Source organism: Sphaerospermopsis sp. FACHB-1194, from assembly GCF_014696235.1.
Taxonomy (GTDB): domain Bacteria; phylum Cyanobacteriota; class Cyanobacteriia; order Cyanobacteriales; family Nostocaceae; genus Sphaerospermopsis; species Sphaerospermopsis kisseleviana.
In genome coordinates this window covers 24,721-47,437 of sequence record NZ_JACJPU010000006.1, presented here as the reverse complement: position 1 = coordinate 47,437, position 22,717 = coordinate 24,721, and the positions used below count along the sequence as shown (strand labels likewise).

Sequence of the window (22,717 nt, the reverse complement as noted above, 5' to 3'; positions counted from 1 at the left end):
TTATCCTATATCCTATATAAATTATAGTTTATTTTATGTGAGTGAAGTACACAAGGGCGGGCAGGATGCCCACCCCACAAGATTGATAATATATTGGTAAATAATATTAACAGTTACCAGTCTAGTTCATGAGGAATTATTGATTTAGGAATAATCTAACCTTGTTTTTCTTTAACAAATTTTGACACGAGAAAAGAATAAGTGCATCTGCCAAATTAACCAAGATTTTACCCGCCAAGCTGCCATTGACTGGTTTTCTGTAGATGATGATGAGGATAATTTGAGGTTGTTTGGTTCATAGTGTAACCATTTAGCTGGTAGGTGTCCCATCGGTGTCATTGGAGATAATTGAAAAGTTAAATCTTCATAATCTAACCATTTTCCATCTTTGCGCCAACCCAGGCGATCGCCTAATTTCTTTTCTGTTTCATAGTCTATTTGACCACCCATTTCACTCCAGATTGTTTGTTGAATTTTAAACCCAAAATAACCATAACTGTATTGTTCCCAAAGTCGGTCAATAATATGCAGGTCTTGACAAGGAAAGTTCTCAATATCTTCTTGATAAACTTCATTCCAGTAATTTTTTTGCATAACTTTAAGCATTAATTTAGCAGTTTCAATATCTGCTTCTTGCCATTTATTTTCTGCCAGCAGATCCCGCAATTTTGTATAGTCAATATTTTGATTTATCAAAAATTCTGGTTGGGAACTAATCTGATTATTAGCTACTTCCATTAATTCTGTCTTTTGAGTCGTAACTAGAGATGATGTAGAGACAAGATTTACTTCTGCTTTGTCTAGAGTTTGGATTTGTTGAGATATTTGTTGAGATATATAATTTGAGATTAAATCAATACCTTGACCCAAGAATAAGCCATTTTCACTGGTATCAAAATTTGGGCTTTGCCAATTTAATAATTGAGATTGAATTAAAACATCTTTTAATCGAGAATTTTTCTCATAACTTTTTACCATAAAATCAAGAAAAGTTTGAGAAAAGGCTTCATTGTCTTCGGTTGTAAATAAATTGGACTGATAATTTAAAATATTTTCCCCTAGATTTTTAATATCTCCCACAGTTGCATAAAAATATTCATCTACTTTCATCACTTCATCTATTAAAGATTGAAAAGGACTAAAATAATCTTGAATAGAATCTTCAAAATTAATGGCATTATGGGCAAGTTTAGCTATTTCTTGACGAATTTTATAAGCTTTTTGTTGATACTCGTAGATTTCTTGATATACTGCTAAATCTTTAACTATTTGTTGTACAATTTTTCTTTGATTCTTAGTGTCTTCTGCCAGTTTACTAATACCTTCACTAATTAATTTAATTTTCTCTAAAGTTAATAAATAAGCATTACTCAAGATGATAACAGCTTTAAAATTTTCTTTTTTCTCCCATCTGAGTTCATTTAAGATCCGCGGATTTTGTTGATTTTTTAGTTCTAATTTACTTCGGGCATCTTCGAGATTTCTGATTTCTAAATATTTTGCTTGAAATAATTTCTTTAAATTATCCATCAACGTTAACAAAAAACCCTGATAACTTTCCTGATAATTTTCCAGAAAATCAATAATCTGATTATAATCTATGATAAATAATTGAATTTCTGCTAAAATTTCCCCTTGAGTAATTGCTGTTTTACGTTTAATTATTCCAGCAATATAATGATAACGAACACCTTCTTTAATTAATTTTTGACGGTCACGAATTTTCTTTTGTAGTGTTTTTACAGCAGGATTTTTTAGAACTGGTAATTGATAGGTTCTTTCATAAATTTTGATGCTTTTATAATTAATAAATTGTTTTGGCTTTTGGGTGAGCATAAGTTTTATTTTCAGTTATTTTCCAAATTTACAGCAGTTTCCAAAGAGATAAATTAGACATTTAGCGGGCAAGATGCCTGTTCCACTTACTTATACAAATTAAATGCACAACAGCTTATCTTGATGAAGTAGTTAGAGAAATTGATTTTTGGCGCTTATAATCTGCAATTGGTAAGAGTTGCCAATGATTATTTTCTGTAAGTTCTAGTACCCATTGATGATAAGCAAATAAACTTTCTCGATGTCCCACACTAATAAAAGTTGTGTTTGTAGCTTGTAATTGAGAATATAAATTTTCTTCGTTTTTTAAATCTAAAGCACTGGTCGCTTCATCTAAAATAGTAAAGCTAGGCAAAGAAATTAATAATCTAGCAAAAGCTAAACGTTGCTGTTCTCCTAATGATAAAATATTCTCCCAAGCCACTTCTGTATCAAAACTCTTGACGCGGGTGAGCAGGTTTTGTAAATTCACTTGATGCAGAATTTCTTCTAGTTGGCGATCGCTCATTTCCCGATCTGGATGCGGATAAAGTAGTTGTTGACGTAGAGTTCCTAAAATTATATAAGGACGTTGGGGAAGAAATAACATTTCCTTTAATGCAGGTCTAACTAACCTACCACTTCCTGCATTCCATAAACCTGCGATCGCTCTCAACAAAGAACTTTTACCCCTACCACTAGCACCAACTATTAATAACCCTTCTCCTGGGGGAACAGATAATGATAAATCTTCAACTATCACTTGTTCATAATTGGGTGTTTTTAAAGTAAAATCCTCAAACCCTAAACGGGGTTCTTCTAGGACTTTAATAGTACCAAAAGTACCCAAATTCTCAGGTTTTTTGCTTACCGATGCTAACGCATCTGAAAATTCCGCTAACCTTTGGACATAACTAGAAAATCTGCCTGAGTTACCAAATTCAGCTATTAATACACCTAAAGCATTGGAAAACATAAAGCTACAAAATGTAGCTTGGCTAATTTCTCCATAATTAATCTGATCTTGAATAAATAAAGGTGTCAGCGTAAACATAGAAAATAAACTAATTGCTGACTGATAAGCACTGTTAAAAATATCTTGCCCTCTTTCCCAATTTAGCCTCCGTTCTGAATTTTTCAGCACATTCTCAAATCTACGTTTAATAATATTTAATTCTTCGGTTTCTCCTTGGAAAAAAGCAATTGATTCCGCATGATTTCTCACATGAGTTAGACAATAATTAAAATCGGCTTTAAATGCTAGTTCTTCTCGATTAATTTTCGCTAATTCTTGACTTAAAAAAATCGCCAATATATTACCGACAATTGTATAAACGATGAGATAAATTGCCACTTGTGAAGAAATAGTCCAAAGAATGATTACAGCAGCAATCATATCCATGAATTTTTCTATAAAAGTAGTGGAAAATCTCAACGCATTGATGGTAATAGGTTCAATTTCTTGGGCTATGCGTTGATCTGGATTAGTAATTTTAGACTTAAAATTGATTTTATAATAGGCTTGATTGCTCAAATATTTAGTTAAAATATGATTATTCAACCACTTGTACCAATCCATAGCTATTTTCTTTCTAATATATTTAGAAAATGCTACTAAAAGTACAGTGACAACGATAAATAGAACAGATATCCATAATGTACCTAGATACTTTTCTAGGTTTTTCTCTTCAATGACGATATCAAAAACGTAACGATTCCAGAAGCTACTAAGACTATTGATACCCACAACGGAAGTGATTAATATCAGCAACAGAATAAACATTCCCCATGAATAAATCACTTCAGAAAATGCTCTTGTTCCTAACTCTGTTGGATACCAATAAGGACCAGCGACTAATTTCAAATCCCGCCAAAGTTGTATAGCAGTGGCAAAAGGATTAAATGGTGTTTGATCAGTAACGCTACGAGTTTGCATAATTTCGATATTTATATCTATTACTTATCTATTACTTTGATTTTTACCAGTTAGAAGAATTTCTGCGATCGCCTGAGAAATTAAAAAATGTGGTGCAAATATTTCTAACCAGAAAAATTCCCCAACTGGATTAATTTCCAGAAAAACATAATCTCCATCAGGTGTGACAATCATATCAATTGCTCCATAGTTTAAACCAAATTCAGCCATCAATTGCAGTAGTTTTTTCTCAATATCTGGCGGTAAATCATAAGCTTGCCAAGCGTCTTTTAATGCTCTCCCTTGTTTACGCCAATCATAGGTAGCTCCTGCACAACTTTGAGAATTTACTGCTGCTGTAAATACGCGCTGTCCCACAATAGTTATCCGCAACTCTAGCGCCTTGGGTACGTTTTCTTGAAACGTCATCGGACAAAAACGCAGTCCTTCCAGATTTTCTAAATCCTCATCTTTAACTGGACTTGTAAACACAAAAAACTGTTCTCCCTGTTCGCCAAAAATTGCAAAGGAAGAAAGCATTTTTGTTACTATACCTTGTTGATGACATTCAGCGGCAAATTGTTTAACTGCTTCTGGGTTGTTAGTCGTCAGAGTGCGTGGGGTAAGCAGTCCTATTTTTCGTGCTATTTGTAGCTGTAGTTGTTTATGATGAGTTCTTTCTACATTGAACATCAAATCAAAATGAAAGCCAGGAAGACTAGCAATCATAGCTCGAACAGTAGCGCGAGATTCGTTAATTGATGCTTCTCTATATTGCTGATCCATCGTGTTGGGAATTTTTGCCCCATAGCGCATCCTGCGATACCAAACCGCAGCAACTTCACTCACATCCAGTTGCTTTTCCCCATCAGTGATCATTACCCGTTCTATATCACCTTGATAAATATCTAATTTGATTTCTGTAGGATATCTGTCAGTATCAAACCGAAATGCTGTTTCTCCTTGATCTTCAATTGCTTTGATCACTAAAGGAATACTTTCATTGTCGTTGCTATATGTGACTATTAAAATTGTCATAAATAAAATATATGTTTTTAATTAAACTTGGTATGAGTTGCTAGTTAGGCTAACTGTCTGAATCAGGATGTCCAGGATTAAAGGATGAACACGATGAAAACAGGGATTTCATCACCTATTACCAATTACCAATTACCAGCCTCAACTAGAGAACTATTGAGTTGTTAGTAATTATAAAACTAGAGTATCAGCGATCGCCTTAGCAATAGGCAAATCCAAATCTTTTTCTAGCATTCCCCATTCACCTATAGGATTAATCTCTAAAAATATATATTCTCCTGATGGTGTAACAATCAAATCTAACGCTCCAAACAACAGCCCCAATTTATCCATAAAGATTTGCAAATGACGCAGCACTTGTTCAGGAAGATCATAGTGTTGCCATACACCAACATCAACACCAGGTTTACGCCAATCTACTTTAGATGTGTCATAAACACTGGCATCTAACGCACCAACAAATACTTTACCATTGACATACACCACCCGCAATTCCCACTGTTTAGGAATTTGCTCTTGAAACACCATCGGACAGTAACGCAGTGACTCCGCATTTTCTAAGTCTGACTCTTTAACCACGCTGGTATAAAGAAAGAAAGAAGTAGATTCCATAGTCTGGGATAAAGGAGTTAATAACTTACTCACCATCTTACCTTTGACTTGATGGAAAAACTCTCTTGCAGCTTCAGCTTTGTTAGTAACGAGAGTCTGAGGAATGACAAAACCTACCTCAGTAGCAACCCGCAGTTGGTGCAACTTATCATTGGCAGCATTTATACATTCTAAATTATCTACCCAATGCGCTTTCCGCAAACTATCCCAGAAACCATTTAAGGTGGCTTGTGATTCTCTTATACAAGCTTCTCGAAACTTAGGAGCTAAGTCTGCACTTAGTTTTGGTTTCCATATTCGCCGCAACCACACCGCTTGTACTTGTTCTGTACTGATAGAATAGCCGCCATATTCTATAGTGTGATAGATTTTGTTGTTATCAAAATGTGCTGTTAATTGTACTTCAAGCGGAAACCTATCAGTATCTAAACGAAATGGTTGCACCCCTTTTTTTAACAATGCTTCAGCCACTCTATCTATTGTGAAAAAATCACCACTGTGAGTAATTAATAAAACAATGTCACGAGACAGGTGCATAAAAACTTTTTGAATTGAAGTTTGATTAACTATGGTTTGCTAAAAAATTCTTTCCATTAGGGCTTAGGAGTCAGGATTTACAGCATATTTCATACCAGTGAGGTACAAACTCAAATCATAAAACCCTTGTGGAACAGACATCCTGCCTGTTAACCTTGTACCTCATTTACCTCGAAACTGCTGTAAGAGGTAGAAGGTAAATATTTCTCCCCATCTTCCCATCTCCCCATCTCTACTGTCACCTGTCACCTGTCACCTGCTATAAATCCCCGATTTCTTGTAGACACCTGTATAGTAGCTGTCCAACGGGTAGAATTCGGGGATATTCAACCAGCAGCGATCGCTTAAATATTTTTGATATCTGGCTATTTATTCAGAAACAAACAGAAGTTTTCAATTTTTTGATGCTGCTATTTCTGCAATTTCAGATTCACTATATTTAGCAATCTTCGCAATCAGAAGGCCACTTGAAAGTAAATATTGGAGGAGGTAATGGCTGTTCTTCTGGTTGTGGTGTTGGTGTTTCTGGTGGTTCTTCTTCTGCGGCCAAGAAGCGAGCGAAAAATGGCAAGGCTTCAATATTCGTTAATGTTGCTGTTGTCATAATATATTCCTGTTTTCCTCAGAGGAACTTTATGTTAGCTATCAAAGAAAGATATATCAGTAAATGAGTGTTAAAGCAAGGACATTTAAGATATTTAAGATATTTAAGTAAATGTCGTTATTAGTAAAGCAACGTAAAATCTAAATCTGGTCTATCCCCAACTTCTTCAAGAAGTAGGGGATCTGGATATTAAGTTTTTTAATGTTGATTTACTTAATTTTCAAGCCGTTCAACTCTTACCCATTTCAAAACTTTTGAGTCTTTATTATAGCGGTAGGTAGAACCATCCTTCGTAGTAATGGTTTGACCTTTGCTGGCCTTGCTTCTGACAGTACCCAGTGAATAGTCAGTTAGTTCCTGCATTTCTCGATGAGAAAGCCCTACAATTTCACCTGTATCTGCTGTTGATCTTTCTGATTGATTTATCGGTTCATCATCAGATACAGAATCTATGAGAATTTCTGTATTTTCATAAGCATCTGTTAATATTTCTGATTGATTTATCGGTTCATCATCAGATACAGAATCTATGAGAATTTCTGTATTTTCATAAGCATCTGTTAATATTTCTGATTGATTTATCGGTTCATCATCAGATACAAAATCTATGAGAATTTCTGTATTTTCATAAGCATCTGTTAATATTTCTGATTGATTTTCAGGTTCATCATCAGATACAAAATCTATGGTAATTTCTCTATTTTCAGGAGAAACTGTTAATGTTTCTGGTTGATTTTCAGGTTCATCATCAGATACAAAATCTATGGTAATTTCTCTATTTTCAGGAGAAACTGTTAATGTTTCTGGTTGAGTTGCGGGTTTACTATTGGGTACAATTTCTATGGTGATACCAGAATTTTCAGCATAATTATCAGTAGTAAGTTCTTGTGCTTTTTGCTGTCTATAATCCTCAACAGATAGCAGTCGCCAACTAGAATCTTGTGAAAGTTCTAAAACCCATTGATGATAACTAAATAGACTTTCTCGATGTCCTACACTGATATAGGTTGTGTTTGTTTCTTGTAATTGTTGATATAAATTACCTTCATTATTCAAATCTAAAGCACTTGTAGCTTCATCTAAAATAGTAAAGCTAGGACGAGTAACTAATAAACGTGCAAATGCTAAACGTTGTTGTTCTCCCAAAGAAAGGATATTTTCCCAAGGAAGTTCTGTATCAAAATTATCTATTCGACTTAATAAGTTTTGCAAATTAACTTGTTTTAAAATTGCTTCCAGTGCGCGATCGCTCATTCCCCGTGTTGTATGGGGATAGAGTAACTGTTCTCGCAAAGTTCCTAAAATAATATAAGGACGTTGAGGTAAAAATAATACATCTTCTAGGGGTGGTCTAATCACACGACCAGTCCCTGAGTTCCACAAACCAGCGATCGCCCTCAACAAAGAACTTTTACCCCTACCACTTGGACCGACAATTAATAAACCCTCACCAGGTTGAACACTCAGCGACAACTCTTCAACAATTACCTGTTCATAATTGGGAGTTTGTAAAGTAACATTCTCAAAAGCTAGTCGCTTTTCCTCTTTCGTCTTAATTATACTGACATTTTCCGGTTCTTTAGTGACAGATTTTAACGCTTCCGAAAGTTCAAATAAACGGTCAATGTAACTAGAAAATTTTCCTGAAGTGGCAAATTCTTTGATTAATTCAGCCATTGCTGTGGCGAACAAATTACAAGCTAAAGCAGCTTGGGAAATTTCTCCAAAATCAATTTCTCCTCTAATTTGCATTGGTCCAAATACTATAAATGGAAATATTTGAATAACCGCCTGATATCCTCGATTAAAAATATCCTGACTTCTTTCCCAATCAATCTTGCGTTTAACACTTTGAACAATCCTATTAAATCTCCGATTAACAATGTTTAATTCCTGTGATTCTCCCTGGAAAAAAGCTATTGATTCTGCATGATTACGCACATGAGTTAAACTGTAAGTATAGTCTGCATTTGATTCAACTTCTTCTTGCTTAATTTTGTTTAATTCTTGTGCCAAGTAAATAGCAATTAAATTACCAACTACTGTATAACAAACTAAAGCAACTGCTACAAATTTAGAGAGCGTCCAGAGCAGTATTAAAAAAGCTGTCATTTCTAGGACTTTTTCTAGCAATGTAGCTGAAAAGCTGAGAAAATCTTTAGTTAAAGGCTCAATTTCTTGTGATATTTGTTGATCTGGATTGGTAACATCGGACTGAAAATTGATTTTATAATATGCCCGATTATTGAAATATTTTGATAAAATTTGACTATTCAGCCATTCATACCATTCAAGAGCTATTTTTTTTCTAACAAATTTAGAAATTCCTACTAAAATTGTTACCAAAACCAGCGCAAAACCATAAAGCAATAATAAATCACTAAATTTTTCTAAATCCTTTTCTTGTGTAATAACATCTATTAAATAGCGGTTAACAAAGCTGTTAAAAACTGTTGCACCTACCATAACAACAATTAATAATACTAGAAGAGCCAACATTCCATAAGTGCGAATCACCTCTGAAAATGCTCTACCATTTGCATCTGTAGGATACCAATATGGACCGACAACCGCTTGGAAATTTTTCCAAAATTGATTAGTACCTGAAGCAGAATTATCGTTGGCGGATTTATTAATAAAAGTTGTAGCTTGCATCTGTAAAAAATTATTTGAGTCTTATGGAGCAGATAACAGAGAACAAAAGGGCTAATAAACGTATAATTTATTTGTTAGTAAAAGCCAGGCTTATGACTAACACAAATAAAATAACATTACATTCCTATGTTAATGATCAGGATGAAGTCGAAATTATCCTGAGTCTTTAATGATTAGACCTGTCCGAGAAATTAAATATGGGTGATTTTAAACCCTTCTAGAGACGTTCCATGAAACGTCTCTACATTCTTTTTCGGATGTGTCTAATGGTAAGTGTTAATGGTCAATTTACAAAATAGACTATTCAAAGATACCATCCTTCCAGAGTTTTAAGACTTCGCTGGCTGTAAAATAGCGTTCTTGTTCTGTCGCCATAGATTTGATGACGGCACGCATTTTCTCATACTTTTGTCTGGTTTGAGGGTTTTGCAGTTGTTTTTCAAAGAGATATTGAAAATTACTGACTCCGCTCCACTTACCAAAGACAATATTTACATCGTTGTGGGGAAATATAGCATAGCTCAGGGGATCACGAAACAGAGAGTTGACATGAATACCTGATTGGTGACTTTGTGCAGTTTGAGAATAGGGGTGTGCAGGACGAATCCCCATTTGCTCAATATAATTGGTGACTACCTCAACAGCATCATAGTTTATACCCTCCACTTCAATACCAAAACGGACACGCAACCCATTTAATACTTGCTCTAGAGCAACATTGCCGGCTCGCTCTCCTATACCACAAAATGTTCCTGATATTGTAGTCGCTCCCGCTATCACGGACTGGAGAGTATTTTCTAAAGCTAACCCTATGTCATTGTGGTAGTGTACCCCTAATTCTACCCCTGTAGTGGATTGCAATAAATCATTGATCCAGATATAGCTCTTTTCTGGACTCAGAACCCCCACCGTATCACACAGTAGGAAATGTTCAATATAAGGACCGCATGAACGGATACACTGTACTAAAAAGTCGAAATCTGCTCTAGAAGCATCCTCAGCCGCAAATTCTACTCTTAGTCCTGCAACTTGTGTGGCATAGCGCAGATTTTCCACAATCACATCAAGAGCATCTTGACGAATTTTATTGATGATGTGAGATGGGATATCGTCATCAATGGTTTTGTCTTGGTATTCGCTCATCAAACGCACATGGGGATTGCGTAAAAACAGCAAGCGATCAGAAACAGCATGGAAGAGAATGATCCGCTTAACTCCATAGTTTTTCGCCTGATCAATGTACTCTTTTCCCATCATCGTAGAAGCAGTAATCAGATGAGTTAATCCATCTGATATTAATGTTTTGGCAAGCTCTGATTCTTGCTCACAAACACTCGGCATGATGGCAAATCCACTGACTCCTGTTTGTGCAATCAGATGAGCAAGTTTGTGTTTGGTTGGTAGAGAGAAAAAAATACCAACTTGTTGTTCTCCATCCCGCAAGGTTTCATCAGAAATTTTGATTGGCAGAGTTTTCATTTTTTTATCCCAATTTAAAATGCAAAATTAAAAAAGTCAGGTTGATGATTATGGGTGATTTATTGATTAAATCATCATCAGCCGTAAGTGTGAGGCTAAGGTTGTGACATTCGGTTCATAAAGCATCCGTCCGTGATTTCCAGGTACAGATATTACCTTCACAGGGTTTGGTGTGTAAGCTTGCCATCCCCAGTCCGGTAAATCGTAATTGGTCAGTGCTTGGAGTTCTCGCACCACTATTTCCGGCACGTCTTCAGCACGGAATAAAACAATCGGGGCAGAAATTCGATGAACAGGCTGATAATTTACGTAATTGAGCGTCTGCACTCTCATCACTTGCATATTAGTTTTGAGTAAAGCAAGGCTGGAGTGTTCCGGTAGGGCATTATGACGGTATAGATAACTTGCCGCCAAATCCCAACGGGATTCGTCATCGCTTTGAGCCGCTAAATTAGCGTATTCTAAACCGAGAGAAACTCCTTTTAAAGCTTCGATGCGTTGGATTATTTGCCAAATCCAATCAATATCTGCTCTATTTTTGAAATGTTCCGGATTAGAAACCAATCCCGCATCCAAGATAGCTAGCAAACCCACCTTTTCACCTTGCTGCTCCAGTTGGGAGGCTATTTCAAAAGCGACACTACAACCGGAAGAGTACCCCAGCAATATATAAGGTCCTTGAGGTTGCTGTTGACGTAATTGGGAAATCAGTTGACTTGCGTGGTCGGCTACTGAGTGAGGAAGTATGCTCAGTCCATCTCTTCCTGGCGCATCGAGTCCATAGACAGGATGTTCAATACCTAAATTGATTGCCAAATCTCGAAAATAGAAGCTGTGTCCGTTAGAGCCAGATACACAAAATAGGGGGGTTGCATCTCCTAGAGGCTGAATCGGTACTAAATCAGAATTTGATTGTTCCATCTCCCTATTACCTAATGTTTGTGCTAGTTGAGCAATAGTAGGATTCTGAAATAAACTGCTCAAAGCCAGTTGTTGTCCAAACTCTTGTTGTACAAGATTGAGTAATTTGACTGCTAATAAAGAATGGCCGCCCAAATCGAAAAAGTTATCATGAATGCCAATTTCTTGACGTTCCAGAATAGCAGACCAAATGTGCGCTAATTGTGCTTCGACTTTGTTGCGTGGTGGTGTGTATGAACCTTGAACCCCAATATTAGGAGTAGGTAAAGCTTGCCGGTTAATTTTGCCATTGGGGGTTAAGGGTAACTCGTCTAGAACCATGATCTGAGCAGGAATCATGTAATCAGGTAGACGAGTTTTCAGGTAATTTTTCAATTGGGGCGATAAATCAGGGGTAATTCCTGTTAGATATGCAATTAAACTCTGATTATTTTCAGTTTTATGTACAGTAACAATTGCTTCTTTGACAGTAGGGTATTGCAACAAGACTGATTCAATTTCACCCAATTCTATGCGGAAACCACGGAGTTTAATTTGGTTATCAATACGACCAATAAACTCGATATTGCCATCAGGTTTCCATCTTACTAAGTCCCCAGTTTTGTAAATGCGCTCAGTTTTGCCGAATAATTCAATTTCCATAAATTTTTCGGCAGTCAAATCGGGACGGTTGAGATAACCCCGCGCCAACCCTGCACCACTGATGTGTAATTCTCCTGGTAAACCAATGGGTACAGGTTGCAGATATTTGTCTAAGATGTGGAGTTGGGTGTTAGCGATCGCCCTACCGATGGGAATGGTAATCGCTTTTGCTGGTACATCCTCTATCAAGTACCAAGAGGAAAATGTGGTGTTTTCTGTCGGCCCATATACATGAAGGAATCTTTGGGGAGAACCTTGAGTAAGTACCTGCTCGACTGTTTTGGGATCAACGGCCTCCCCACCAAACAACAAACATCGCAGAGAATTAAATATCTGAGGGACAGCACTAACTAACTGATTAAATAAAGCTGTGGTCAAGAATAGGATGCTAATTTCTGTGTCTCGGATGTACGTAGCAAATTTCTGAGGTGAAAGCAGTACATCTTGATTAACTCCCACCAGCGTTGCTCCATTCAGGATCGCTCCCCAAATTTCAAAGGTAGCAGCATCAAAAGCAATGTTCGCAGCTTGAGCAACTCTGTCTGTAGGTTGGATCTGCACATAGTCAGTGTTCAACACCAAGCGATTAACAGCTTTTTGAGGAACTGTTACTCCTTTTGGTGTTCCTGTAGACCCAGAGGTATAAATTACATAAGCCAAATCATTCGGCTGACTGTGAGGACGCGGATTTGCTGTGGACTCCCCAGCAAAAATTTCCTCATCTAAACAAATTACTTGAGGTGGGTTTTGCAGTTGAGATAAAGGTAATCGGTCTAAGAGGAAACTTTGAGTCAGTAACACCAATGTCCCAGAATCTGCTAACATCAACCCTATCCGCTCTAGGGGATAATTAGGGTCAATTGGCACATAAGCACCACCAGCTTTGAGGATGGCAAGTAAACCAATCACCATCTCTGTAGACCGTTCAACGCAGATACCAATTAAAGTGTCCGGCTGAATTTGGTAATTTTGCCGTAAATAATGAGCTAATTGATTAGCTTTTTGATTCAATTGTTGATAGTTTAGGCTGTAGTCGTCAAAAACTACTGCAACCTGATCGGGGGTTTTTGCTGCTTGTTGTTCAAATAGTTGAGCTAAAGTTTTATCTTCAGGATAATCGGTTTGAGTTTGATTCCAGCGTTGTAGTTTTAGCAGTTCTTCTCCTGTCATCAAAGGTAAAGTATTGATTGATTGGTGGGGATGATCAATAATTCCTTGAAGCAGAACTGCAAACTGTTCCGCCATCCGTTGGATAGTAACCCTTGCAAATAGATCGGTGGCGTATTCCCAAGAGCAATTTAACTGATGATCATCTTCGATCACCATCAGGGTTAAGTCAAACTTAGCGATCGCACCCTTAACTCCCAACCATTCAATGTCTAACCCTGATAAATCCAAATCTGGACTTTCATTATTTTCCAGGGTAAACATGACCTGGAATAAAGGGTTATAGCTCATACTGCGTTCTGGTCGTAACTTTTCTACCAGCACATCAAAGGGAACGTCTTGATGAGCATAAGCATCTAAACAGGTTTGGCGAGTTTGTTGTAAAAACTCAATAAAACTTAGATCTAGTTTGATTTGCTGACGCATAACCAAAGTATTGACAAAAAAGCCAATTAACCCTTGAGTCTGGCTATGGGTGCGGTTAGCAATGGGAGAACCAATACATAAGTCTTCTTGCCGACTGTAACGAGATAGTAAAATGCTCAAAGTAGCCAACAAGGTCATATATAAACTTACGCCTTGCTGTTGGCTAAAAGCATTAACAGCAGCAGTTAATTCCGGTGTAAGAGAATAAATATAGCGATCGCCTCTGTAACTTTGTTGCGCTGGACGGGGATAATCAGTAGGTAATTCCAGTAATGGGGAAGCATCACCTAGTTGATGTTTCCAGTAATCAATTTGCTTTTCTAATACTTCTCCTTGTAACCAGTGGCGTTGCCAAGTTGCATAGTCACTGTATTGAATCGGTAAAGGAGCAAAAGTTGGGGTTTGACCTTGAGAATAAGCAATATAAGCCTGCCATAACTCCCGCAAAAATACTCCCATTGACCAGCCATCACTGATAATGTGGTGCATATTGATGGACAAGACAGATTTTTGCTCCCTTCGGCTTCGCTCAGGATAAACCTCCAATTGCAGCAGTTTAGCTTTAAACAAAGGGCCAGTATTTAAGTCAAAGTGTTCTTGTGCATGAGCGTCAATTAAATCTTGGATATTTGGGCATTGGGTATCTAAATCAAGCTCTCCCTTGTTCCCAGTCCCTAATTCCCGGCAATCTTGTACTGTTAAAACTGTGATCTCGTCTAAACTGCGGATGGCAACTTGTGGTTGTCCGGCAACTGTAGGAAAATACATCCTCAGACTCTCGTGCCGATTCAGCAGATAAGCCAAACTAGAATGTAGGGCATCAATATTCAGGTTGCCGTTCAGTTGTAAAGCGATCGGCATATTGTAAGTAGCTGATGACCCTTGGAGTTGTGCTAATAGCCAGAGACGTTGTTGAGCAAAGGACGGAAGCTTGGGAGAGTCAGCACTTAAAGCAGGAATTTCTGCGGTGATCACAGCTTGTGTTTTAGCAGCTTTCAAGAAGGTGAGAATCTCTGCTTTGTGGTTTTGAATTTCCTGCTTCAGTTCCGCAGTCAGGGCATTTTTGCTAGTCCGAATCCGTAACTTATCATCTTCAGCCCAAATTCGGCAGCCCATGTTCTGCAAACGAAGCATTAAAGAAACTATTTGCTGATTGTGTGTTATGGTCATAGTTCAATTTCCTCTTCGTCTGAGTTTAAAGGTTGTATATCTGTGGTTGTCGAATTAACCCAAAGGCAACTATCTATATAATTTGCCAAGTCTATGAGGGTGGGAGTCTCAAATACTTGACGCAGTGGCAGTTCTATATTGAAAGTGTCACGAATGCGATAACACAGTTGGGTAGCGAGTAATGAATGTCCTCCCAAGTTAAAGAAATTATCTTGTCGGGCTATGGCTTCATATTTGAGTAACCTTGCCCATATCTGCGCCAGGGATTTTTCTGTTTCTGTAACAGGTAATTCAATATTTTTTGTGGTGACAATTTGATCTGGTGCAGGTAAGGCTTTACGGTTTATTTTGCCATTTGGTGTCAGTGGCAGTTTTTCCAACACCACAAAATGGCTAGGAATCATATAATCAGGCAGAGTTTTGCCCAGAAAATCCCGCCATTCTGCTAATAAAGCTGGATCTAATTGACTGTTGCGATATTGTAAAGGTTGGTTGGCGTAATTTTGCCAAGGTTTCAGTCGCCAATTGCCTTTTGTCGCAAATTTTGGTGTTGTCACCTCTCCAGGAATGTGGCGTTGAAACACAACATCATAATCAGCAAATCCTGTGGAGCTATATTGAATAAACGCCTTATAGGGCAAATCTCGCGTTAAATTTCGGAAAGTTTCTGGTTCTATACCTGATTGGGCTTGGGAAATTACTGCTTTTAAGTCGGTGACAGTACCATCTAATTGAGGAATTTTTTCTAACAACGCCATTTCTGGAATTAGACGAGCATTAGGAATATTTTTAATCCCTAGTAAGTCTGGTTGCTGGGTGGTTAAAATTCTCTCGATTGTTTCCAGATTCAACTGTTGCTCTTGCCAATTTAACCATTCCGGTTGCTTCAGGGTAATATCTGCCCGATCTAAGTACAAAACAACGTCATAACGAAAACGGCTCATTTCCGTATGACTGTAACCCCATTTTAATTCAATTTGGACATGACTAATCCGAGGAAATCTTTGCTTGAGGGCGATAAAGAAATCAGGGTCAATTAATAATTCTTCTTCGGTGCGAATGCTGTTTTGAATTTGTTGGCGCAAGTCCTGAATTGATAAATCATCAGGGGCGCGATAAAAATCGGCTGCGGTGTGGAAAGCCTCTAATAAGTGGAGATTTCGCACATCTCCAATCAAGATTTTGCCTTGATTCTTGACAGTTTTAATTGCCCCTTCAATAACTGACAACAGGTAATTTAAAGAGGGGAAATATTGAATTACAGAATTGATGATTACTAAGTCAAAAGCATTGGTTTCAATACCATCAAACTGATGAGCAGCACCAGTTTTTAAGGTAACTTTTTCTTGGAGTGACTGCTGTTCTAGATATTGTGATATGTACTGCAATGCCTCTGGCGCAAAATCTGTACCAAAATAATGCTGACAATGGGGTGCGACTTTAAACAATAACATCCCTGAACCGCACCCGATTTCCCAAACTCTTTCGGGTTGAAGTTCAAGAATTTGCTCAACGGTTGTATCTCGCCATTCTTGCATCGCGCCTGGGGGAATGGGTTGGCCTGTGTAGCTATCATTCCAACCAACTATATTTAGGGTGGGGTCGTCAGTGGGCGTTGTTTGGTGAGCATAGTTAGTATTAAAAATGTCTTCCCACAATTCCACCAATTCATCTGGGTTTGTGTTGTCTTCTGTTGCTGTTGGTACAACATAAGCTACCAAGCGTTTATCGAGATCAGTTTCTTCTCGAACAGTGACAACTGCTTCCTGAATTTTGGGATGTTGAACTAATGTCGCTTCAATTTCACTTAATTCAATCCGAAAACCACGTATTTTTACCTGATGGTCAATGCGGCCTAAGTATTCTAAATTGCCGTCAGTTAGCCAACGGGCTAGATCACCAGTTTTATAAATCCTCTCAGTTTTACCGAATAATTCAACTTCAATAAATTTTTCGGCAGTTAATTCCGGGCGGTTGAGATAACCTCTGGCTAAACCCACACCAGCAATGCACAATTCCCCTGGTATTCCTGGGGGTAATGGTTGGTTGTGTGGATCTAATATATAGATGCGGAGATTAGATATTGGTTGACCGATAGGTGGTTTTTTGCCATTAGGTTGACAAGGAGCTAATGCCGCAGTCACAGTGGTTTCTGTCGGTCCGTAGCAATTATATAAACGTTGTTCTGTTCCCCATTGACTAACTAATTCAGCAGTACAAGCCTCTCCACCAACAGTCACACATTGTAAATCAGGGAAGCTCACCTTTGGTAAGACAGATAAGGCTGAAGGAGAAAGAAAACTGTGAGTAATTTTGTTTTCACTTAAAAAGTCAACTAAGCTTTGGCCAGGTAACAGAGTTTCTTTATCACTCAAATACAAGCAAGCACCACTGACTAAATTAGTGGCAATTTCACCAATAGACAAATCAAAACTAAAAGAACCAAATTGCAACAAGCGATTTTGGGGTTGAATTTGAAAAGTTTGCGCCCAAACCAAACTTAAATTGACAATTGCGCGATGCTCAATCATTACCCCTTTGGGCTGTCCTGTAGAACCAGAGGTGTAAATGACATAAGCTAAATCATTGGGTGTACTTTGAGACAGGGGATTTTCTTTTGACTCCTGAGCAAACGTTTCCTGATCTAAACAAATTACTTGAGGTGGGTTTTCTAGTTGATTAGTTGGTAATTGGTGTTTGAGGAAACTTTGGGTGAATAATACCGATGTCCCAGAATCTTCTAACATGAACTTAATTCGTTCTTGGGGATAATTGGGATCAATCGGTAGGTATGCGCCACCTGCTTTGAGTATACCGAGTACACCAATAATCATGTCCAAAGAGCGTTCAACACTAATACCAATTAAGGTGTCTGGCTGAATTTGGTGATTTTGAATTAGGTAATGAGCCACTTGATTGGCTTTTTGATTTAACTGATGATAGGTAAGGCTGCTATCTGCAAAAACTATTGCAGTTTGATCAGGGTTTTTTGCGGCTTGTTGTTCAAACAAAGTTACCAGTGTTTGGTCTTGCGGGTAATCGCTATCTGTTTGATTCCACGCTTGCAATTGTTGAATTTCTGCTGTGGTAATGAGTGGTAGCTTACTGATAGGCTGCTGGGGATTTGCTATAATTGCTGTTAGCAAAACTTCAAAGTGTCTCGCCATCTGCTTAATTGTGTCCGTCGCAAATAAATCGGTGGCATATTCCCAGACACAGTTGAGTTGTTGGTTATGTTCCCGCAGATCAAGTCCCAGGTCAAATTTAGCAAAAGGGAAACTTTGCTCGAATGTTTTAATATCTAACCCAGGTAAACTAACATTTTTCCCTACGCCTTCGGTGTTTTGTAAAGCTATCATCACTTGGCATAGGGGATTACGGCTGAGGCTGCGTTCTGGTTGTAGTTTTTCTACCAGATACTCAAAGGGAATGTCTTGATGAGCATAAGCATATAAGCAAGTTTGGCGAGTTTGTTGGAGTAATTCACTAAAACTTTGCTCTGGCTTGATTTTGCTTCGCAATACTAAGGTGTTGACAAAAAAGCCGATTAACCCTTCTGTATAGCTATGGGTGCGGTTAGCGATCGCACTACCAATACATAAATCTTCTTGGCGGCTGTAACGCGATAGTAAAATACTAAAAGCCGTTAACAGGGTCATAAACAAACTCACCCCGTGTTTTTGACTCAGGACTTTGAGTTGCTGTGTTAGTTCCCTGCTTAAACAATATTCCTCATGTTCACCCTGATAACTTTGTTGTGCTGGGCGAGGATAATCAGTTGGTAACTCCAGTACACGAGGTGCATCACCTAGTTGTTGTTGCCAATAATTTTCTTGACTGGCTAAAATTTCCCCCTGTAACCAATTGCGCTGCCAAGCTGCATAATCACTATATTGAATCGGTAATGGTGATAGGTTGGGAGTAGAACCCACAGCATAAGCAGCATAAGCTTGTTCCCATTCCCGTTTAAAGACACCCATTGACCAGCCATCACTGATAATGTGGTGCATATTAATCAGTAGGACATTTTTTTGCCGGCTTAGTTGCAGTAGTTTGGCTTTGAACAGGGGTCCAGTGTTTAAGTTCAAGGGTGCTTGTGCATGGCTATCTGCTAACCGTTGTACAGTTTCCGCTTGTGTCTGAGGATCGAGTGTTTGTAAGTCCGCAATTTCTAATACTTCTATATCTTCAATATTTTGAACTACTACTTGGGGTTCTCCCTCTAAGGCTGGGAAATAAGAGCGTAAACTTGTATGCCGTTCTAGCAAATAAGTTAAACTTTGCCGGAGAGCCTCTACATTTAATTTACCGTCTAGTTGGAGTGCGATCGGCATATTATAGGTGGAAGAAGTTCCTTTTCCTTCCAGTTGAGCGATAAACCAAAGTCTTGATTGGGCAAAAGACAGAGTTTTTGGTTCATTTTCTGACTGGGGTGAAATAGGAGGTAAAGCCACACTCGCAGATGCTTGATCAATTTCCCTCGCCAACTCAGATAAAATGCTTTGCTCAAATATCTTACGAACAGGTACTTCTACCCTGAAAATATCACGAATGCGGGCAACTAATTGAGTTGCTAACAGGGAATTTCCACCTAATTCAAAGAAGTTATCAGAACGACCAACAGAGTTAACTTTTAATAAACTTTGCCATAAACTAGCGAGTAGTTCTTCTGTGGGAGTTACTGGTATTTCCAAATCAGCAGCAGTGGCTGTGTTTGGTGCTGGTAATGCACGACGGTTTATTTTTCCATTAGCAGTCAAGGGCAAGTTTTCCAAAACCATAATCTGGCTAGGAATCATATAATTTGGCAAGCGATTTTTGAGGTATTCTCTTACTTCAATTACCCCCTTAAACGCCAAGCCAGCGGTTTTTTCTGACTCTGTAACATAGGCAATTAACCTGGGATTGTTATCAGTTTCATATAAAATCACCACAGCTTCTTTAACTGATGGATGTTGTAATAATAGTGATTCTATTTCACCCAGTTCAATTCTAAAACCCCGTAATTTTACTTGTTCATCAATGCGACCCAAATATTCTAAATATCCTTCATTATTCCATTTAGCTAAATCACCGGTTTTATAAATCCGTTCAGATTTACCAAATAAGTTAATATCAATAAATTTTGTGGCTGTTAAATCAGGACGATGAAGATAACCCCGCGCTAAACCTATTCCTGCAATACACAATTCACCGGGGATACCAGGGGGTAATAGTTGATTATTGGCATCTAAAATATAAATACGGATATTAGGTAATGGTTTACCGATTGGTGGTTTTTTGCTGTTTATCTGACTATTAGGTTGACAAAGATAAATAGCAGCCGTCACAGTAGATTCTGTCGGACCATAACAATTGTATAAATGTTGTTCTGTTCCCCACTGACTTACCAATTCAGCCGAACAAGCCTCTCCACCAACAGCCAGATATTGTAAATCTGGGAAACTCACTTTTGGTAAAACAGATAAAGCCGAAGGAGATAAAAACCCATGAGTAATTTTGTGTTTAGTTAAAAAATCAACTAAACTTTCACCAGGTAATAAAGTATCTTTATTGCCTAAATATAAACAAGCACCTGCTAGTAAAGCAGTCGCAATTTCACCAATGGATAAATCAAAACTAAAAGAACCGAATTGTAGTAAACGACTTTCATTTTTTACTTGGAATTTTTCACTCCAAGCTAAAGCTAAATTAACAATTGCTTGATGTTCAATCATTACTCCTTTGGGTTTACCTGTTGAACCAGAGGTATAAATTACATAAGCTAAATTATTGTAATTGACAGTTGACAATGGACAATTGACAATTGACAATGGGTATTTGTCTCTTTCTTCATCTAAATAAACAACTTTAACAGTATTTTCTAAACTATCTAAAGGTAATTTATCTACTAAACAACTTTGAGTTAATAAAACCGATATTCCAGAATCTGCTAACATCAACTCAATTCGTTCTTGGGGATAGTTGGGATCAATGGGTACATAAGCACCACCAGCTTTCAGAATCCCTAAAATACCAACAATCATTTCCAAAGAACGTTCTACAGAAATACCGATTAAGGTATCTGGTTGTATTGGGTAATTTTCAATTAAGTAATTAGCTAGTTGATTCGCTTTTGCATTTAACTGTTGATAAGTTAGACTTTCAGATGCCAAAACTACAGCTAAATTATTAGGATTCTTAATAACTTGCTGTTCAAATAAGTCAACAAGAGTTTTATCTTGAGGATATTCTGTTTGTGTATGATTCCATGTTTTTAGTTGCTGAATTTCATCTGGAGTCAGCAAAGATAGAGTATTAATTGATTGATGGGGATTATCAATAATTTGCTGTACCAGAACCTCAAAATGGCGCACCATCCTTTGAATAGTTGTATCTGCAAACAAATCCGTTGCATATTCCCATTCTCCAATTAAACCTTGAGGAGTTTCTCGGAAGATTAGTGATAAATCAAAGAATGTTGTTGTATTTTCCCACTCAAAGCGGGTGAGAGTTAAACCAGGAATTAAAAGTGTTTCGGGAGTTCCACTTTGTAAACCAAAAGCGACTTGAAATAGGGGATGATGAGCAAGCGATCGCTCTAATCCTAATTCATCAACTAATTTTTCAAAGGGTAAATCTTGATGATCATAAGCATCTAAAGTTACCTTTTTTACCCGTTGCAGTAATTCTATAAAAGTAGGATTTCCTTGTAAGTTGGTACGCAAAGCTAAAGTATTGACAAAAAAGCCAATTAAGGGTTCTATTTCTCTGCGGTTACGATTGGCGATCGCAGAACCAACTACAATATCATTTTGATTACTATAACGAGACAATAACAGCGCAAATACTGCCAGTAAAGTCATAAACAAAGTAGTTCCTGACTCCTGACTTAACCGCTTTAATTTTTGTGTTAAATCTAAATTAATTTGGATAAATTCACTACGTCCGCGAAAACTTTGGACTGATGGACGTGGATAATCGGTAGGTAATTCTAATAATGGGGGAACCTCTGCTAATTGTTGTTGCCAGTAATTGAGTTGTTTATTTAAAGTTTCTCCTTGTAAATATGACCTTTGCCAGTGAGCAAAATCAGCATATTGTAAAGATAATGCAGGTAGAGAGGAAGATTCTCCATTACAAAAAGCGGTGTAAAGACTGAACAATTCTTTACGGAAAATATCCATTGACCAACCATCACAAACTATGTGATGAATGACCAATAAAAGCAAATGAGATTGATCAGCTAGTTGCAGTAATTTTACTCGTAATAAAGGAGCTTTCGATAAATCAAATGGCTGTTGTAATTCTGCTGTTGCTAAATGTTGCGCTTTGCTGAATTGGTCTTTTTCTGGTACTTGTCCCCAGTCTAGGACTTCTATTTTTAACGTAGGTTGGCTGTGAATTACCTGTATGGGTGATTCATTAACAACAGAGAAGCTAGTGCGTAAAATTTCATGACGTTGGACAATTTCTAAAATAGCTTTTTCTAAGGCATTAATATTTAAAATACCGCTAATTTGCCAGAAAAATGGCACGTTATAAACACCATTTTCTCCTTCTAGTTGGTCAATAAACCACAGTCTTTGTTGAGCAAAGGAGAGGGGAAGGGGGTTTTCCCGTGATACTGGTTTGAGGAGTGGGGTTTGTTGTTGCTTTTTTAGTTTTTGTAGAACTAATGCTCGTTTTTCTGGTGATAATTTTTCAAGTTGTTTTAGTAAGTCGCTCATAATATTTTTGTTGAAATTTATTTTTTA

General features: G+C 37.6%; 9 protein-coding genes. All 9 read right to left on the bottom strand.

The features are described 5' to 3' along the window. Window positions 1-171: 171 nt before the first annotated feature. Window positions 172-1,836, bottom strand: coding sequence for a GUN4 domain-containing protein (locus H6F45_RS05360; RefSeq protein ID WP_137666025.1), 1,665 nt, complete (start codon window positions 1,834-1,836; stop codon window positions 172-174). Between the two features lie 115 nt (window positions 1,837-1,951). Beyond that, window positions 1,952-3,751, bottom strand: a complete 1,800-nt coding sequence (locus H6F45_RS05355; protein WP_137666026.1) for an ATP-binding cassette domain-containing protein — start codon at window positions 3,749-3,751, stop codon at window positions 1,952-1,954. Between the two features lie 24 nt (window positions 3,752-3,775). Continuing rightward, window positions 3,776-4,768 carry an MvdD family ATP-grasp ribosomal peptide maturase gene (locus H6F45_RS05350; protein WP_190346679.1) on the bottom strand — a complete coding sequence of 331 codons (993 nt, stop codon included), beginning with the start codon at window positions 4,766-4,768 and terminating at the stop codon, window positions 3,776-3,778. A gap of 171 nt (window positions 4,769-4,939) precedes the next feature. Further along, window positions 4,940-5,917, bottom strand: coding sequence for an MvdC family ATP-grasp ribosomal peptide maturase (locus H6F45_RS05345; protein ID WP_137666028.1), 978 nt, complete (start codon window positions 5,915-5,917; stop codon window positions 4,940-4,942). A 439-nt stretch (window positions 5,918-6,356) separates the two neighbouring features. Further along, on the bottom strand, window positions 6,357-6,521 hold the full coding sequence (locus H6F45_RS05340) for a microviridin/marinostatin family tricyclic proteinase inhibitor (protein ID WP_096571775.1): 165 nt from the start codon (window positions 6,519-6,521) through the stop codon (window positions 6,357-6,359). Window positions 6,522-6,734: 213 nt separating this feature from the next. Then, complete coding sequence (locus H6F45_RS05335; RefSeq protein WP_190346678.1) at window positions 6,735-9,176, bottom strand: ATP-binding cassette domain-containing protein; 2,442 nt, start codon at window positions 9,174-9,176, stop codon at window positions 6,735-6,737. Window positions 9,177-9,476: 300 nt separating this feature from the next. Next, window positions 9,477-10,655: a 2-isopropylmalate synthase gene (locus H6F45_RS05330; RefSeq protein WP_190346677.1), complete on the bottom strand. Its 1,179-nt coding sequence runs from the start codon at window positions 10,653-10,655 to the stop codon at window positions 9,477-9,479. Window positions 10,656-10,721: 66 nt separating this feature from the next. Next, window positions 10,722-14,981, bottom strand: coding sequence for a non-ribosomal peptide synthetase (locus H6F45_RS05325; RefSeq protein ID WP_190346676.1), 4,260 nt, complete (start codon window positions 14,979-14,981; stop codon window positions 10,722-10,724). After that, entirely contained in the window at window positions 14,978-22,690 is a 7,713-nt protein-coding gene (locus H6F45_RS05320) for a non-ribosomal peptide synthetase (RefSeq protein WP_190346675.1), read from the bottom strand. The genes H6F45_RS05325 and H6F45_RS05320 overlap by 4 nt, the downstream gene beginning before the upstream one ends. Window positions 22,691-22,717 lie beyond the last annotated feature (27 nt).